The organism is Methanorbis furvi (assembly GCF_032714615.1).
Lineage (GTDB): Archaea > Halobacteriota > Methanomicrobia > Methanomicrobiales > Methanocorpusculaceae > Methanocorpusculum > Methanocorpusculum furvi.
The window spans coordinates 143,662-161,896 of sequence record NZ_JAWDKA010000004.1; the positions used below are offsets into that span (position 1 = coordinate 143,662).

Annotated in this window: 15 protein-coding genes; 11 read left to right on the plus strand and 4 right to left on the minus strand. The window is 46.1% G+C overall.

What is annotated here, in order from left to right; genetic code table 11:
- Positions 1-283: 283 nt before the first annotated feature.
- Positions 284-406 carry a hypothetical protein gene (locus tag McpAg1_RS04640; RefSeq protein ID WP_338094127.1) on the plus strand — a complete coding sequence of 41 codons (123 nt, stop codon included), beginning with the start codon at positions 284-286 and terminating at the stop codon, positions 404-406.
- On the opposite strand, the gene McpAg1_RS04645 is transcribed toward McpAg1_RS04640, so the two are convergent.
- Entirely contained in the window at positions 393-2,003 is a 1,611-nt protein-coding gene (locus McpAg1_RS04645; protein WP_338094128.1) for a dicarboxylate/amino acid:cation symporter, read from the minus strand. The genes McpAg1_RS04640 and McpAg1_RS04645 overlap by 14 nt on opposite strands.
- 107 nt (positions 2,004-2,110) lie before the next feature.
- On the opposite strand from McpAg1_RS04645, the gene McpAg1_RS04650 reads away from it, so the two are divergent.
- The 5 genes from McpAg1_RS04650 (at position 2,111) to McpAg1_RS04670 (ending at position 7,965) form a co-directional block, all read left to right on the plus strand.
- Positions 2,111-3,607, plus strand: a complete 1,497-nt coding sequence (locus McpAg1_RS04650; protein ID WP_338094129.1) for a class I SAM-dependent DNA methyltransferase — start codon at positions 2,111-2,113, stop codon at positions 3,605-3,607.
- Positions 3,608-4,639 (plus strand): winged helix-turn-helix domain-containing protein, encoded by a 1,032-nt coding sequence (locus tag McpAg1_RS04655; protein WP_338094130.1) that lies wholly within the window; start codon positions 3,608-3,610, stop codon positions 4,637-4,639.
- Positions 4,640-4,758: 119 nt separating this feature from the next.
- On the plus strand, positions 4,759-5,928 hold the full coding sequence (locus McpAg1_RS04660; RefSeq protein ID WP_338094131.1) for a restriction endonuclease subunit S: 1,170 nt from the start codon (positions 4,759-4,761) through the stop codon (positions 5,926-5,928).
- Positions 5,925-6,998: a hypothetical protein gene (locus McpAg1_RS04665; RefSeq protein WP_338094132.1), complete on the plus strand. Its 1,074-nt coding sequence runs from the start codon at positions 5,925-5,927 to the stop codon at positions 6,996-6,998. The genes McpAg1_RS04660 and McpAg1_RS04665 overlap by 4 nt, the downstream gene beginning before the upstream one ends.
- A 10-nt stretch (positions 6,999-7,008) precedes the next feature.
- A complete protein-coding gene (locus McpAg1_RS04670; RefSeq protein ID WP_338094133.1) occupies positions 7,009-7,965 on the plus strand; it encodes a hypothetical protein in 957 nt (318 codons plus the stop codon).
- Positions 7,966-8,034: 69 nt separating this feature from the next.
- Here McpAg1_RS04670 and McpAg1_RS04675 read toward each other — a convergent pair whose 3' ends face one another.
- Positions 8,035-8,550 carry a hypothetical protein gene (locus tag McpAg1_RS04675; protein ID WP_338094134.1) on the minus strand — a complete coding sequence of 172 codons (516 nt, stop codon included), beginning with the start codon at positions 8,548-8,550 and terminating at the stop codon, positions 8,035-8,037.
- Positions 8,547-9,575, minus strand: coding sequence for an AAA family ATPase (locus McpAg1_RS04680; RefSeq protein ID WP_338094135.1), 1,029 nt, complete (start codon positions 9,573-9,575; stop codon positions 8,547-8,549). Before McpAg1_RS04680 ends, McpAg1_RS04675 begins: the two co-directional genes overlap by 4 nt.
- Before the next feature lie 297 nt (positions 9,576-9,872).
- Here McpAg1_RS04680 and McpAg1_RS04685 point away from each other — a divergent pair, with 297 nt between their 5' ends.
- From McpAg1_RS04685 to McpAg1_RS04705, 5 genes are all read left to right on the plus strand, one after another.
- Positions 9,873-13,046 carry a DEAD/DEAH box helicase family protein gene (locus McpAg1_RS04685; protein WP_338094136.1) on the plus strand — a complete coding sequence of 1,058 codons (3,174 nt, stop codon included), beginning with the start codon at positions 9,873-9,875 and terminating at the stop codon, positions 13,044-13,046.
- Positions 13,047-13,089: 43 nt separating this feature from the next.
- On the plus strand, positions 13,090-13,857 hold the full coding sequence (larB, locus tag McpAg1_RS04690; RefSeq protein ID WP_338094138.1) for a nickel pincer cofactor biosynthesis protein LarB: 768 nt from the start codon (positions 13,090-13,092) through the stop codon (positions 13,855-13,857).
- Entirely contained in the window at positions 13,854-14,360 is a 507-nt protein-coding gene (locus McpAg1_RS04695; RefSeq protein WP_338094139.1) for a nicotinamide-nucleotide adenylyltransferase, read from the plus strand. The genes larB and McpAg1_RS04695 overlap by 4 nt, the downstream gene beginning before the upstream one ends.
- A gap of 67 nt (positions 14,361-14,427) precedes the next feature.
- Positions 14,428-15,846 (plus strand): DHA2 family efflux MFS transporter permease subunit, encoded by a 1,419-nt coding sequence (locus McpAg1_RS04700; protein WP_338094140.1) that lies wholly within the window; start codon positions 14,428-14,430, stop codon positions 15,844-15,846.
- On the plus strand, positions 15,843-16,994 hold the full coding sequence (locus tag McpAg1_RS04705; RefSeq protein ID WP_338094141.1) for a DUF362 domain-containing protein: 1,152 nt from the start codon (positions 15,843-15,845) through the stop codon (positions 16,992-16,994). The genes McpAg1_RS04700 and McpAg1_RS04705 overlap by 4 nt, the downstream gene beginning before the upstream one ends.
- Before the next feature lie 2 nt (positions 16,995-16,996).
- On the opposite strand, the gene McpAg1_RS04710 is transcribed toward McpAg1_RS04705, so the two are convergent.
- A complete protein-coding gene (locus McpAg1_RS04710; protein ID WP_338094142.1) occupies positions 16,997-18,019 on the minus strand; it encodes a PDDEXK nuclease domain-containing protein in 1,023 nt (340 codons plus the stop codon).
- Positions 18,020-18,235 lie beyond the last annotated feature (216 nt).

Sequence of the window (18,235 nt, forward strand, 5' to 3'; positions counted from 1 at the left end):
ATGAGTATTAGATGGCAAATGGGATTAAAGATTGTACTTTGAAAAGATACATACTAAATGGAGTGAATCGGGTGATATGATCTATTGCACGTAAAAAATGAAATTATACATGTAATTTACGGTATACCAAAAGCACTCAATCTCGTTACAAGGTTCCGCAGCCCACCAAATCATATATTCAACCACTAGCCTCATCTTCCTTCAAGCAATCACATAATACATATCATTTTTGCGTCACACCACTGCAAAATACATATGAAAAAATGTGATGAGAGTACATAAAATGGCACATATCCCATTAAATCTCAGAATACTGAGAAAGGAAAACAACAGTCTGCTTGAACTTCCGCTCCCGCTCGTGTGGAAAATGAAGGATTTCGCAGAAGAACTCCTCACGCCGCCTTAAGCTTCTCCTCATCCAGCATATCAAGCTTCGCCGCCACCTGCACCATATCGATTGGAACCGCCACCATATTCAGCGCCGTACTCAGGAAATCCAGCAGAATCTCAAGCACTACTGCAATACCCAGTGCCTCAACAGGAATCCCTAACTGCAGAAAAAGAATCGAGTAACACGCAATACCTCCTCCCGGTACCGGCGGAACCGCAAGAGCCAGAAGACCGCAGGTCAGAATCGCCATAAAAATCCATGACAACGTTATTGGAACCCCGTAATAACTTGCCATAAACATGCACACGCAGAAAAAGATCGCCGCATGCCCTGGCCTTGAAAACGCAGTTCCAAGCGGCACACCAAAGTTCACCAGTCTCGTTGAGATACCGAGCCTCTCTTGACACGTCTGCATGTTCGTCGAAAACGTTGCCGCAGAAGAAGCCGTTGTTAAAGCAATCAAAAACGAAGGGAACAGTTTCTTTGCAAGAAGCACCGGAGAAATTTTTCTGCCGAGAACAACACCGCCGCCCATCAGAACAAGGTTTACCGCAACGCAGAGAAGAATCACGGCAAACAGTTTCCAGAGATCACCGAGATTCTCAATATCGGTCAGCATCAGATGCAGAATACTCACAAAAATGATCACCGGCAGAAGCGAAGTTATCCACTCCATCACCAGCTGAATCAGTGTGCTTGCCTGCCCGACCAGCTGAACAAGCGTTGGAATCTTCTTGTTCAGAATCAGCATCGCAAGACCGAACACCACCGCAAGGAAGATGATTTGCAGCGTGTTTCCTTCCGCGAACGGTGCAATGATGTTGGATGGGACGATGGAGAGCAGCATCGTAAAGATTGCCTGGAATTCGCCGATCCCTTGCGTTCCTCCCGAGGCACTGAACGGGAAGAAGAACAGACAGATGAACGTACAGACGACGAGCGTAAAGTAAATTCTTCCGAAGTAGCGGCCGATAACTTTGTTGCCGATGTTTCCAAGAGTCGCCGTATCCCCGATACTGTAGATACCCCAGAGCAGGGAGAGAAACATCATCGGAAGAGCGATTGCGATCAGAATGCCGATGAAGGTGTCAAATAAGGGAGTGACCAGACCTTCGGCGATGGCATGCGAAACATCGGACGGAAGAGACCGGCAGGCGAGACCGGCGATGAGTCCTGCAATCACGGAGCAGATCAGGTAAACGATCGGGTTGATCTTTTTCCGTTTCGGCATCAGGGCGATCTGGTTTTCGCCGTTGACGTAGTGATAGGACGGGACAAGGCCGATGTTTGCAAGAAGTGTCTGCACCGAGTTGCCGCCGGTTAAGACGCAGTCCTCTTCACCGCCGAACGGGTTAACCCGTGGGCCCGGAACTGCGAGTGTGATGTACTGGCGGCCGAGTCTTCTGCCGCTGCGGAACGTACACTCGCTTCCTTCGCCTAAGACGGAGAGCCATTTGAGAAGAACTTTTTCAACTGCTATCTGCAAGTTTTTGGCATCGTCTGCGTCGATCTGTCCTTCCTTCAGGGTTTTTGCGGTGAGGGAGCTGAGTTCGGTAACTGCCGTTCCGGAGAGGCGGTAGGTGAGGGTTTTCGGGGTGATGTCAAGCTGCATGGATAATCGGTTGTGTAAGTGTACTGTTTGTTGTGGGGGGATAAATAGGGGGGGAGTTGTGAGAAAGGCTGGTCTGTTTATATGGGAGAATTGCCTATATTGTGGTAATGATCACCGGGGTTTTGAGGAATAAGATTGACGGGTTGTGGGAAGTTTTTTGGACAGGAGGTCTGACAAATCCTCTGGATGTGATTGAGCAGATTACGTATCTGATGTTTGTTCACGATCTGGATGATATGGATAATGAGCGATCGAAGGAGAGCGTGATGCTGGGGTTGTCGTACTCAAGCATTTTTGATCGGAAGGTGAGGATTTCAGAGGAGCTTTGTGATGCGAAGATTTTGAAGTGGTCGGTGTTTCGGGATTTTCCGGCAGCAAGAATGTATGAGGTGATGCAGTCCGGCGTTTTTCCGTTTATCAAATCTCTTGATTCGAATCGTGATAGTGCGTACTCGCAGTATATGGGAGATGCGATTTTTAAGGTGCCGACTCCGGCGAAGTTAACGCAGATTGTGGATGCTCTGGATGGGATTTATGGTTTGATGAAGCAGGGGGAGATGGATGATACGAAGGGGGATGTGTATGAGTATCTGCTTTCAAAGATTTCAACGTCGGGGACGAACGGGCAGTTTCGTACACCGAGGCATATTATCCGGATGATGGTGGAGCTGATGGCACCAAAGCCGGGAGAGGTTATCTGTGATCCGGCGTGTGGGACTGCCGGGTTTTTGGTTTCTGTTGGAGAGTATTTGCGTGAACGATATCTTGAGGAGATCTTTTATGATAAGGATCAGCTGAGCCATTATCATGCGGGGATGTTTTTTGGGTATGATATGGATCGGACGATGCTGCGGATTGGGGCGATGAATATGATGACGCATGGTGTTCGAAGTCCGCATATTGAGTACCGGGATAGTTTGTCGGATCAGAATACGGATGCGGGAAAGTTTTCTTTGATTCTGACGAATCCTCCGTTTAAGGGTAGTCTGGACTTTGATATTGTGTCGAGTGATCTTTTGCGGGTTGCGAAGACGAAGAAGACGGAGCTGTTGTTTCTGGTTTTGTTTTTGCGGATGCTGAAGGTTGGCGGACGGTGTGCGGTGATTGTGCCGGATGGTGTTTTGTTCGGGTCGTCTTCAGCACACAAGGCGGTGCGGAAAGAGTTGGTGGAGAACAACCGGCTGGAGGCGATAATTTCGATGCCATCCGGAGTGTTCAAGCCGTATGCGGGAGTTTCAACTGCGATTGTGATCTTTACGAAGACCGGACATGGTGGGACGGATAAGGTGTGGATGTATGATATGGAGGCAGACGGTTTTTCTCTGGATGATAAGAGATCTCCTGTAGGGGATAATGATATTTCTGATATTGTGTCAAGGTTCCATAATCTGTCGGGAGAAGAGGGACGTGCGAGAACGGAGAAAAGTTTCTTTGTGCCAAAGGAGGAGATTGTTGGCAACGGCTATGATCTGTCGGTGAACAAGTATCGGGAGGTTGTGTATGAGGCTGAGGAGTTTCCGCCGACGATTGAGATTTTGGCGGAGATTCGGAGGATTGAGGGGGAAATTATGAAGGGGATTGATGAGCTGGAGAGGATGATCTGAATGGAGGAGAAGAAATCCAATAGACACCTCATATCACAGGGAGATCAATATTTAGAATATTTAATGTCCCTAGAGTTCAAAAAAATATTTGATGACATTAACCAAAATATGTCAGAATTAAACTTAAATTTACAGAAAATTCAATTTGGGTTCGGCGAATGTTTCAAGCTCTGGGAAAATCTAGTAAATGATGTATCCTATTCACTGACTAAATCACCATATGCATTTCATCATCGTTTGGGAGAATTAAATTGGGTCCTTCCAACAAAAATATGTGATATCCCGCGCGACTTATTAGATTCAAATACATTATCTGATGACATCGTAACACTTTATATGAGAGATAATGCCAAAATATTCAATCGGGTTGTATCCGATATTCATGATAGATTAAGTACTGAATTTCAAAAAAAAGTATTTTCAGAATCAATATTGACCTTTAATGCAAAATTATATCATTGTTGTTGTATATCACTATCTCCATTGATTGAGAGTTTATTGATTGATCAAAACAACGTAATGAAGACCAAGATCAATAAAATGTTTCAAAACACGTATCAGAAAGTCTTTCACATCGAGATTGCCGACCCCAATGCGTTGCTCCTCCTCTCATTGAGAGGATTTATCGAGAACTATTCCGCGCATAAAATGTTTTCAGAAGCTGAACCAGCCCACTTAAACAGACATTGGTTACTTCATGGGAGAATGACAGAACATCTTACGAAATATCATTGTTTACAACTATTTGGGGCATTATGGGGTTTAACAGAATTAACCCATTATCTTGAAGATGAGGCGGGTACTGTGGATGATGTCGGAATAAATGTCGGAATAAATGAGAGGCAGGTGCTTGAGGAAATTTCGAAGAATCCGTTGGCTACAGCAAAAAATATTTCGCAAAATGCAGGGATTACGGACAGACAGGTCGAACGTATTCTGTCACAGCTGAAGGAGAAGGGGGTTATCAGGAGAGTGGGGTCGAAGAAGACCGGGCATTGGGAGGTCGTTTTGGAAGGTGATTTGCATGAGTAGGTGTTTGGGGACATGCCGATGTCACTGTAAATATCACGGTAAATGTCACCATTGTCAGGATATGATTTGCCGCATCAGAGAGGTGGAATACAATGAGTGAAATGGAGGGAGGTGATAGTATGAAAGGAATTGAGAGGCGGGAGAGGATGAATCTAACGGGAGGGAAAAAGGAAAAATGGCCGATGGTGCGACTGGGGGATGTGTGTGACATTTTAGATAGCCAAAGAGTACCTGTTACCGAATCAAAAAGAGTAAAAGGTCCTTATCCATATTATGGAGCAAACGGGATTCAAGATTATATCAATGACTATATCTTTGATGGTGAATTAGTCCTGCTTGCTGAAGATGGTGGATATTTTGGGGACAAAACGCGACCTATTGCCTATCGCGTGTCTGGGAAATGTTGGGTAAATAATCATGCACATGTTCTTAGACCAAAACAAGACTCACATTTAGATATAGATTATCTCAATTATTCTCTGATGTATTATGATGTATCGAAATTAATTAATGGGACTACACGCTCAAAATTAAATCAAGCTGCAGTTAGAAGGATGACAATCCCTCTCCCTCCGCTTCCAGAGCAGCAGCGTATCGCGGCGGTCTTAGATCACATAAGTTCGCTGATAGCTCTGCGGAAGGCGCAGATAGAAAAGCTGGATATGCTGGTGAAAGCGAGGTTTGTGGAGATGTTCGGTGACCCAGTGAAGAATGAGATGGGGTGGGATCTAAGAACAATTGGATCTTTTGCCAATGTTGTTACTGGAGCAACACCCAATAGAAACAATTCAAAATATTATGAAAATGGAGTTGTCCCATGGATAAAAACAGGTGAAATTGAGGCTGGATACATTTATAATTCAGAGGAATATATTTCTGAAATGGCTCTAACAGATACTAATTGTAAGCTACTGCCCGTAAATACGATTATGGTTGCAATGTATGGCCAAGGAAAAACCCGCGGACAAGTTGGCATTCTAAAAATTGAGGCGGCAACAAACCAGGCGTGTGGAGCAATATTACCAAACAATAAATATTGTCCAGAATATCTTTATTATCATCTTAAGCTAGAATATAATCAATTAAGAGGATTAGGAAGAGGTTGCCAACAAACTAATTTAAATTTATCAATAGTAAAAAATTTTCCAATAATGGATGTACCTCTTGATATCCAACAAAGATTCATACCAGTTATAGAAAGAATAGAAAATGAAAAATGTATCTGTATCCAAGCATTGGAAAAACTAGAAATTATGAAAAAATCCCTCATGCAGGAGTTTTTTGGATGACAAAAGAGATAAAAACATATATCTGTAACTATCCCTACCATTCCAATATCCTGGCCTTTCAAAATTTTTGTAAGAGAAGAGTGTTTGGAATTGATCTACTTTGCGGCATTGGTCTCTCATTGGTTGGTGGGGCGATCCTACTCATATTCATCTCAGGTGTATTTTTCAGTTCTCAGTCCTTAGAACAGATATTACAGATAGCTCTTTCTCCCCCGATTCAATTTATCTCTCTACTTTGGCTTCTCTGTATGTTGTTTGTCATTATATGTGAGAAAAAGCACTGGGCGAATTTCAAATTTTATATAATATTTCCGCTCATCACTGCTCTCCTTGCCTCAATCTATTATCTATATCCGACACAAATTCTCTCTAACTGGTGGTACCTCAATATCTGTCTTTCTGGATTGTTGCTTTGTGGAGGGGTAATGTTCGCAATTGGACTTTTATCCTCTTATTCAGTTATCGAAGGACACCTGATTGCAAAAAAAATCCTGACCTCCCTCGACGAATATCACTCACATCATCCTCACACTGGAATTCTCATCCCAATAAACATTCTACGTCTGGCAGATTTTTCCAGCATCGAAGGAATATCTCCATTGGCAGAAGGCTTTTTCAAATCAAAAAAAGAACCATACCGAATTTATTTCTGTTTCACTAAAAATGAAGTTGCACGTGTCATCGAAGATTCAAATGTCATTAATCTCTGGATATTTGGTCATGGAAGTCGGGGCGGGGTTGATGTGAATGATGGACCATTTTACTATGACAGTCTGAAAAATTCAAACATCCCAAAAAAAGGATATATCCACCAATATCATTGCAACTGCTGGATAGATGAACATGATAACACCTCTTTGGTCGATCTGCTTGTGGACGCAGATGATAAGAAGAAATCAACCGATACTGGAACGCAAAACAGGATCCTGAAACTGTTTTGCAAAATACCTCTGTTATCATATATTGGAAATTATTTCCTGAACTCCAGAAATCCCTGGATCAACAAAAAAGGGATAAAACAGTATCTGCAAGAGCAGAAAAGTATTGAAAAATCCGAAATTGAATCATAACATACATATCATGAAAGAAGCATCAGTTCAAACTGTTCCCTGTCCCATTTGTGGTCAATCTTGTTCCTGCAACCTCTACGAAGGAAAAATACCGTTATACAACTGTCCGGTGTGCCATCAATTTGAACTTGCGGATGAAGAAATACCATATATCCAGGAAATAAAATCGACATTAGCAGGATACCTGTATGAAACATATCTGGAAAGGAAAGACCCTATTCTGATAAATGGCGATACCATTCCAAAAATTCTCTCAGATCCCCACATCCCTAAAACTGCAATGCAGAAACTGGATAAGATCATCCTGACCATGTATCGCTCTGGAGGAGATTTCACCCACATTAATTTTTGGGAAAAGACTCCTCCTGCAATGGGGTACGCCAGAAATTTAAAAGAATTATTTTCAATGATGGGGGCATTGGATGATCTTGGATATGTGAAATCGAGAAAAGTCATGTATGGTATGAACTCAGAATACCCCAGCCATGCGGAATATATGCTCACGATTCAAGGCTTAACCTACGCCGAATCTCTTCTCACCACCAACATAAATTCCACCAAAATATTTGTCGCCATGAAATTTTCCGACGAACTCTTCTCTATCCGTGACGCTGCCATCAAACCTGCCTGTGAAGCATGCGGCTTCACCGCGTTTACCGTCAACGAAGAGGAACACAATGACGACATCACCGATAAAATCATCAGCGGAATCAAAACATCCCGGTTCATCATCGCCGACTTCACGTACAACAATCTTGGTGTCTACTACGAAGCAGGTTATGCCAAAGGGCTGGGTAGAATTGTTATCAAAACATGCAAAAAAGACTGGTTCGAAGAGACGGATGCAAACGGACTGCGGAAAAACCAGCTGCATTTCGACATTGCGCATGATAACCTGATTCTCTGGAAGGATGCGGACGATCTACGCGAACTTTTGGAGGCAAGGATACGGGCGACGATACTGTGAAAATATATTGATATCACAATGGAATAGCTTTCGAAAAATGAGGAACACACAATAGTTTCTCACCATTCTCTAATACAAACGCGTGATGGGGTATTGACTATACTTCCTGTTCCACTCATCAATAGACACAATATCAAACTCATCAATCAGAGATTTACTTCCCTCAGGCATACAGGGGAATTTTCGTGGCAGATATTTAATGATTTTATCACGAATCAACTTCCGCGACGTCCGATCTACTCTTGAAGTTGTTTCAAGAACATATAGATATATGTATTTTTTCTCCTTCCGGGAAACTAACGGGTATAACACACTGTGATAATACTTTCCCGCAATATCCTGACAGTGTTTATCTGTTTTGATCTTCTCGCCTTCAAATACTTCAGGACATCTCGCACCAGCATATGCTGAATTTTTTATTTCTACAAAAAAAATCTCCCCTTGTGTCTCCACAATAAAATCCACATCCTTTAACAGGGAATTACTACAGATTCTGTAATGATCATGCAAACTCTTCGTAGCCCAGACAGCCCCAGAAAAATTGAAACGCACATTACTTTCTTCAAAAACCATATCAGGACTCATTCCTGACAACTCCATTCCTTGGCAAAAACCTCATCAAGAAGTTGATCATATGCAGCAGCAATGGGATTATGGGTCAGTTCGCCGAACACACTCCTGCTTTCACACAGCACCAGTTTTTTTGCATTCTCATCCTGAAAATAGAGAGAGTGATAAATTACCTCGTTACCAGGCTGTATTTTCACCTCAAAATACTTCGCCAGCAGATAATCATGAGTGGAAATAAACACCTGAACCCCATCCTTTTGCAGTTGCAACAACAGATCTACCAGAACAGGAATATACTTCGGATTAATATTTGCTTCCGGCTCATCCCAGAACAAAACAGAACCATGCTCCAGAGTTCCATTCTTAATCAACTGCCACAGTAGTGCAATTTTTCGGATACCCTCTGCAACAAGGGCAAATTCCAGTTTATTATTCCCTGACATCAAATAGAACTTCTCATTATCAACGAAAACTTTCCCAGAGGTTATCTTTTGCAGAATTTCAAGATATTTCTTCCTGCTAGCTGGATCTTTTCCCCGTGAAATATCCACCTTCGCAGACGCGATAATATCCACGTACGTTGCATCAAAATCCACGTTATTCTTTGCAACCGCGGCCTCCAGATTCCAAGCATTCGATAAAATTTCCTTTGCCGGAATAAAAGTACTCGTCAAATCTCCCATTTGCTTTTCCCATCTGTCCTCTCCGGAAACCATTGCATCCCATTTTTTCGTTTTTCGATCAAAGGTACAGGAAATATTTGCTTTTTCTGAGAATACTGTAATTTTCGCAGTAACTGCTCCATGCGCCCTCTGTGCAATCCTCTGGATCATCATATTGTCCGGTTTGAACACACGGACAAGTTTCTCATTAAAAGAAACATCTGGTCTGGTTGCCTGGCAAGCACTATAGAGTATTTTCATAAGATGAGTCTTACCAGTACCATTTTCTCCAAGAAAAATATTAATTCCATTCACCAAAGGTAAATCCAGCGACTGGAATACCGTAACATTCTCTAATGAAATCTTGGTAAGCGTCATCTTGTCAGGCTCTATATTAGTAATATGGGATGAAAACTATAATAACTATCGTCAGAAAATCTCCCCTATGCTACACATCTTTGAACCTCATGTGGGAAATCTCCTATGAGCATCCATCTAATCTCTGCATTCCTGATACATCCGAAAAACCGGCATATCCAAATTACTAAATCCGAATTACTAATTGTCACAAATTGGTAATTCTTAGTAATTCTCCAACTCACAAAAAAATACCCGACCCATTCACCCAAAGCCTTTAACCTCTCTCACAACAAATACCAAAAACATCCAAAACACATGCCACCAGCATCTGATAATCAACCCCCGAAATACCAAGACATTCTTCAAACAGCTCAGGCCGCCGAAAAACTCCGTTCAATTGACACAGCAGCTGCAATCATCACCTGCCGCAGAGCACTCGAACTCTCTCTTAAGTGGCTGTATGCCCACGATAAAACACTCATACCTCCCTATCAGGACAATCTCGCCGCTTACCTCAACACTCCCGAACTCCGAAGCCTTCTCGGACCCGACCTCCACAAACGCATCAACTACATCCGAATCCTCGGAAACACCGCAGCGCATAGCACCACCAGTCCGGAACCGGAACAAACAGACCTTGCCTGCCAGAATCTCAACGTTTTCCTTGATCACCTCGCTGTCAGTTACCTCTCGGATGAAATCCCTGCCGGACAAAAAATATCATCTCCAAAACCCCTCAACCTCTCAGAATACAAAACCCGAAAACTCTACATCGACACCCTCCTCATGGATGCAGGATGGACACGCGGCCGCGACTGGCTCGAAGAGTACGAACTCGCCGGAATGCCCAACAAAGCAGGCCTAGGTTACGCTGACTATGTCCTCTTTGGAGACGACGGCAAACCCCTCGCAGTAATTGAAGCCAAAAAAACCTGCAAAGACCCAGCGATCGGACGTCAGCAGGCAAAACTCTACGCCGACCTCCTCGAACAAAAATTCGGCATCAGACCAATCATCTTCCTCACCAACGGCTTTGACACCAAAATCTGGGACGACGCTCACTACCCGGAACGTCCGGTCTCCGGCATCTACGCCAAGTTCGACCTCCAGAAAGAACACAACAAACATACCCAGAAAACCTCTCTAGATCAGATCACCATCAACGAAAACATTGCCGGACGATACTATCAAAAAGAAGCAATCACCGCAGTTGCCGAAACATTCGGCAGACAAAACCGCAGACATGCCCTCCTCGTCATGGCTACCGGCAGCGGAAAAACGAGAACAGTCATCGCCTTAGTTGACCTCCTTCTCCGTTCCGGTTGGATCAAAAACATCCTCTTCTTAGCAGACAGAACCAGCCTTGTCACACAGGCAAAACGATCCTTCGCCAACCTCCTCCCCGACCTTGCCGCAGCCAACCTCTGCGAAGAAAAAAATGTCGCAACCGCCCGGGCAGTATTCTCCACCTATCAGACCATGATGAACGCCATCGACGATATTCGGGATGAAGAAGGAGGAAAACTCTTCACCTGCGGCCACTTCGATCTCATCATCATCGACGAAGCCCATCGCAGCATCTACAACAAATACAAAGACATCTTCACCTACTTCGACGCTCATCTAATCGGACTTACCGCAACCCCAAAAGACGAGATTGACAAAAATACCTACGAAACCTTCCGCCTCGAATCAGGCATCCCCACCTATGGCTATGATCTCGCTCAGGCAGTTGCCGACGGCTACCTCGTTGACTTTGTCTCCATCGAAACAAAACTCAAATTTCTTACCGACGGAATCATCTACGATGAACTCACCGACGAAGAAAAAGAAGAGTACGAAAAACTTTTCCTCGATGAAAACGGAGAAATTCCTCAGGCAATCGACAGCTCCGCACTCAACGAATGGATATTTAATGCCGACACCATCAAAGAAGTACTTGCAACACTCTTTACCCACGGCATAAAAATCGGCTATGGAAGTAAAATTGGAAAAACAATTCTTTTCGCCAAAAATCATGCCCATGCCGAAAAGATCTACGAAATCTTTGGAAGAGAGTACCCAAACTATCCGCCCGGCTACGTCCGTGTCATTGACAACTACACCAACTATGCCCAAAGCCTCATCGACGAATTTTCAAATTCCGAAAAGTACCCGCAAATCGCAATCTCCGTTGACATGCTGGATACCGGCATTGATATCCCTGAAGTTGTCAACCTTGTCTTTTTCAAAAAAGTTCTCAGCAAAGCAAAGTTCTGGCAGATGATCGGACGCGGCACACGACTCTGTCCTGGCCTCATCGATGGCTCCGACAAAGACAAATTCTACATCTTTGACTTTTGCGGCAACTTCGAGTTCTTCCGCGTCAATGATCACGGTCGCGAAACCAACACGATCATGACTGTGCAGGAACGCATCTTCACTCTTCAGACTGAGATGGCCTATAAACTTCAGGAGTACGAGTATCAGACAGAATCTCTCCGCAGCTTCCGGCGTGATCTCATCTCTGATCTCCTGACAAAGGTCAGGGAACTTAACCGAGATAACTTCGCCGTCCGTCAGCATCTGCGATACATTGATCGGTATCGGGAAGAAACTGCCTGGCAGGCTCTGACCTACGAAGACACGCTCAAAATCTCTGAGGAGATTGCACCTCTCATCCTTCCCAATAGCGATGAAGCATCAGCCGTACGATTCGATGCTCTATTATATGGTCTCGAACTCGCATGGCTGGTAAGCAAACCCTACCCAAAAGCCAGAAAAGATCTTCTGAAAAAAGTCAGGGCAATTGCCGACATCTCAACCATCCCTGAGATTCTTGCACAAAAAGAATTGATTGGAAAAATTCTCCACACTGACTATGTCAAAAATGCCGGTATCAGTGAACTTGAACATATCCGGAACAAACTCCGTGACCTCATGAAGTACCTTCCGGCAGGATCCAAAACAATCTATGACACAAACTTCAGTGATAAAATCCTGGAGACAGAATGGCATGTATCTGATCTGACCGAGGATTACCTGAGAACCTATAAAGAAAAGGCGATAGCATATCTGCGTGAACATCAGAATGTTCCGGTCATTTCGAAACTAAGAACAAACGTTCCATTAGATAGCAATGACATTACTGTTCTTGAAAATATTCTCTGGAAAGAGGTGGGAAGTCATGAGCAGTACAAAGCAGAATATGGAAGTAAGCCCCTCGGAGTGTTTGTGAGGGAGATTGTTGGCCTTGACATGAACGCGGCTAAAGAGGCATTTTCCGTCTACTTGCAGGATGCCCGTCTCAATCAACAGCAGATATATTTCCTCAACCGGATTGTTGAGTACATCGTCAAAAACGGCATGATGACAGATATGTCAGTCCTTCAGGGAACACCGTTTACTGACAAAGGAACTGTCGTAGATCTTTTCTCAGGGGACCAGGGTCTCTGGAATGGCATTCGGCAGACCATTGAAAAGATCAATGCAAATGCCCAGACCGTATAGTCCATCACCCTAATATCTCCTGCCGCCCTACTATAGTACAACCATGCCGGAACATCACACCCTCCCTGAAATACTCGCACAGGTACGGGACGGCACCCTCTCCCCAACAACCGCCGAACAGCTCATCGCAGGTCTTCCGGTGGACGAAGTCGCAAACCTTGATCTTGCCAGAACCGACCGCTGCGGCATCCCTGAAGTCGTCCTCGCCGAAGGAAAGGACACAGGTTCCCTCATCAAAATCATGCACAGCTACGTCCGTGCCGCAGGACGCGTTATTGCAAGCCGCATCACCCCCGAACAAACCGCAGCAGTACTTGCCGCTCTGCCTTCAGGCATCACCGCAGACTATCGAGAGATCTGCCGTATCCTCATTCTCTCGGACGGCACTGTCCCGAAATCCGTAGGCGGCACTGTTGCCATAGTAACCGCCGGAACCTCAGACATCCGCGTCGCAGAAGAAGCCAGAGCCATCGCCGAAGAAATGGGGACCGCTGTGCTCACAGCCTACGACGTCGGCGTTGCAGGAATTCACCGGCTCTTCCCTGCACTTGAGCGGCTCAAAGAAGCCGACATCTACATCGTCTGCGCCGGACGTGAGGGGACTCTTCCCTCAGTCGTCGCAGGCCTTGTCAACAAACCGGTCATCGGCGTTCCGGTCAGCACCGGCTACGGCTACATGGGCCACGGCGAAGCAGCTCTCGCCTCCATGCTCCAGTCCTGTGCCGCAATCACCGTCGTCAACATCGACGCAGGATTTACCGCAGGCGCAGTAGCTGCCAGAACCGCAGCACTCATCGGAGGAAAAAAATGAAACGAGGCCTCTACGTTGGAAGATTTCAGCCCTATCACAACGGCCACAACGCCGTGATTGACAGCATCGCCCACGACGTCGACGAACTCATCATCGGAATCGGCAGTGCAGAGATCAGTCACGATCTCCGCCACCCTTTCACCGCAGGCGAACGCGTCCTCATGATCAGTCGCGCCCTCAAAAATATCGACATCCCCATCTACATCATTCCTCTGGAGGACGTCAAGCGAAATGCCCTCTGGGTCTCCCATGTCAAATCCATGACGCCGCCCTTTGACACCGTTTATACCTCAAACCCGCTCGTCATCCAGCTCTTCCGCGAAGCAGGAATAACCGTCACCTCGCCTCCCATGTATCAGAGAGAAATGCTCTCCGGAACATCAATTCGTGCCCGCATGATCGCAGGCGAAAACTGGGACGAATGCGTTCCGCCGGAAGTCGCAGACGTCATCCGGGAAATTCACGGCATTGACCGTATCCGCCAGATCGCCAAAACCGACTGACAACTCGTTCGAGATAAACTATATCGTGACGCGCATCGCAGTAATCGAAAAAAATCGGTGAATATTTGTGAATGTCATTGAAAATCCACTCTATCAAAAACTCCTTCTGACAGCCGTTGCCATAGGTGTTATTATGGACGGACTTGACGGGTCCATCGTCAACGTTGTCCTGCCGGTGATAGCAGCGGATTTTGGAACCGACACCGGAACAATCTCCTGGGTCATCATCACCTACCTCCTCATGATGGCCGGATTTCTTCTCGTGTTCGGAAAGTTCGCCGACCGCGGCCATATCCGCAAAGTCTTCGTCGGCGGATTTGTCATCTTCACCATAGGCTCTGCGGTCTGCGGTCTTTCAACTGATCTCTCATGGCTGCTTGGGGCACGTATGTTTCAGGGCGTGGGCGCTGCAATGATTGCCGCAGCCGCCCCCATGCTCTGCGTCAAATGCCTGCCGGCACGAATGCTCGGGTTTGCTCTTGGAGTTTTAACCATGGCAAGTTCGATCGGATTTGCGGCAGGTCCGGCACTTGGAGGAATCCTCACGCATTACCTCTCCTGGCACTGGATATTTTTGATCAACATCCCAATCGGCATCGCCGCAATTCCTTTCGCTCTTCGCGTCATCCCCAAAGATGTGCCGGCAGAAAAGAAACCATTCGATCTGATCGGTGCCGTGCTGCTGTTTGCCATGATGGTCTTCGGCATCTATGCACTCGAAAGAGTTCCGCATCTGGGACTCTCCAATCCGCAGATCATTCTCTGTGCCGCATTCTGTCTGATCTTTGCCGTACTGTTTGCGGTCCGGGAGCTGAAATGCAGATCGCCTCTGATCAACATCAGAGTGTTTACCGCCTGGAAATTTTCGTCGGTCGTTGTGGCATTCCTGCTCATCAACGTGATCTACATGGGAGTCATTTACCTCCTGCCGTTCTATCTGCATACAGGAATGCATTTTGACACGGCGGCAAGCGGCATGTATCTCCTGATTCCTCCAGCACTTACGGCAGTTCTTGGAATTCCGATCGGCAGATGGTCGGACAGAACCGGACGGCGGAGCTTTGCGGTCGCTGCATGTGTTATGCTGATACTGTTCAATCTGATCTTTGTCATGATCATGCCGGAGATGGGAGTTGTTCCGCTTCTCTGTGCTCTGGTACTGATGGGGGTTCTCTGGGGTCTTGCCGGCGGACCTGCCGCAAGCCGGATTGTGGAGAATGCGCCGGAAGGAGAGCGGGGAACCGGCTCGTCACTGATGGCGGTCTGCATTTACCTCGGCAGCGTGATTGGAACCGCATTGTATGCAACAATCTTTACCTTCGCAACGTCGCCGTCCGGAACCGTGGTGGCGTTTATGGATCTGGATCCCGCAACATTTCTGAACGGATTTCATTTCACGATTTTCGTAGGTCTTGGTCTTGCGGTGCTGGCAGTAGTTCTGTCGGCGGTTGTCCGTGACCAGAAGAGAGAAGAGGTAGAGGCATGACCGCAGTTGGTGTGGCACGATGTGATTCCTATGAGAGGGACGCGGCAACGGCAGCGGTTGCAAAGGCGGTAGCCGCGGCCTGCGGTCTGCCGATGGTTGCGGGAAAAAAAGTTCTCATAAAACCAAATCTTTTGTCTGATGCCGGACCCAACTCCTCGGCAACGACGCATCCTGAGATTGTGTATGCGGTCTGCAAAATGGTCCTTGAAGCAGGCGGGACACCAATCATTGCAGACAGTCCGGGGGCAGGTATTGTGTATACGCCGAGGACTCTGCGAAGAGTTTACGAACGGTCCGGCATTACGGCCGCAGCAGCTGATCTTGGGATTGAGCCGTTCGTTGACACAGAGTTTTCCGAGGTTTCCTTTCCGGAAGGAAAAATGATGAAACGATTTTCGATCATTCGTGCTGCAACCGAGGCGGATGTGATAATCTCGGTCTGTAAGCTGAAGACGCATATGTTCACCGGTTTTTCCGGGGCGGTGAAAAATACGTTCGGCGTAGTCCCGGGGCTGGAGAAGCCGGTGTTTCATTCAAGATTCCCAAAGTCTGAGGATTTTTCCGAGATGCTGGTGGACTTAAACGAACTCATCAGACCGGATTTTGTGGTGATGGACGCGGTTGTCGGGATGGAAGGAAACGGTCCCATGGGAGGCGAGCCAAAACATTGCGGGTACGTGTTTGCCTCCTCTTCGATCTATGCTCTTGATGTTTCGGCGCAGAAACTGATCGGTATGGAGCCGGAACGGATTGGAACAACTGCTGCTGCACAAAGACGCGGTCTTTTGGATCTGGATTTTGTGGAGGAAACCGGAGACGAAGTTGTGAGAATCGCTGACTTTGCTCTGCCGCCGACCTATTTTGTGCCGCAGAACAATACCTGGTTTCGCAGGATGATCTTATCACGCCTGTTTCAGATGGGAAAAGTCTACGCACCTGCTCCACACATTGCAAAAGAGAAATGCATCGGCTGTGGTCAGTGTGTACGAATCTGTCCGAAGAAAGCGGTTCTACTGCGGGAAGGAACGGCGGGTATAAACTTGCGAAACTGTATTCGCTGCTACTGCTGTCATGAGATGTGTCAGGAAAAAGCGATTGATCTCAAGAGAGGTTGCTTGGGCGAACTTCTCCACAAATTCGTGCGGTGAGTTCACCGCCGTTCGTATCTGACCTCTTCTTCCCGCACAACCCACTCTGAAAGCAGTTTCGCGAACTCCTCCTCTTTTGGGAGACACAGCATATATTTTGACGCAAACACCTGCGACTCTCCTTCGGGCAGCGTGTACTTTACGACGGCATCAGATTTGTCTGCACACAGAACGATTCCAATCGGGGAACTGTCTCCCTCGTTCATCAGTTCACGCGTGTAGTAGTTCACATACATCTGCATCTGGCCGAGGTCCTGATGCGTCAGATCGCCAAGCTTCAGATCCACCAACACGAAACATTTCAGAATATAGTTGTAAAATACCAGATCGATGTAAAAATGCCGGTCATCAAAACTTATCCGCTTCTGTCTGGCAACAAATGAAAATCCCCGGCCGAGTTCCAGCAAAAAATCCTGCAGTGAGTCGATCAGTGCCTGTTCAAGATCTTTTTCGTACCAGTCTGATCTCCCTTTCAGATCCAGAAACTCCAGGACATATGGATCCTTGATGATTTTTTCATACTCTGGTTTTGGTTCCACACGAAAAATTTCCTCTGCGACTCCTTTGGTGTCCCTGCTTGCAAGCAGTCTCTCATAATAGAGTGTTGATATCTGACGTTCCAGCTGACGCGTACTCCATCCCGCCTCAGCACATTCATGCAAGTAAAACAAACGTGCTTTTTCGCTTGAAACACGCATCAGCAGGCGATAATGCGTCCAACTCAATTCGAGACGCAGTGCGTCTCGAATTGGAAATAATATATAAAACTGTCGCATCTTACGAAGATTGGTGGAGTCAAATCCGTCTCCAAACTCCTTAGTCAGCCGTTTCGCAAGATATGCAATGAGCGATGCCCCGTACTCGGCCCGGTCTCCCACAGCCAGAAATATTTTTTCGCCGATCTCATGATACGCGAGAACCATCGAAACATTTACTGCAGAGTAGACTCTTCGCTGTGCTGAAATCACTGAGCCGCGAACGTCGCGGTAGACAGCATCAGAATCGGGAAAAATATTTTCCGGCATAAATATCTCCTCTCAAATTGCGGGTGATAAAAGTAAATGGACCTGAGGGAAGATAAAAAGAACTGACAAAAAATAATTATGGAAAAATATACCGCGGAAAAATTATTTTATTTCATATTTGTTCCCGGCATTCTTCCGAGACTCCATGGGAGTAAAATATGATTTGTTTTCATGAATATGAATTACGCGGTGTACTATTGAGTAGCGAAGTGTTGC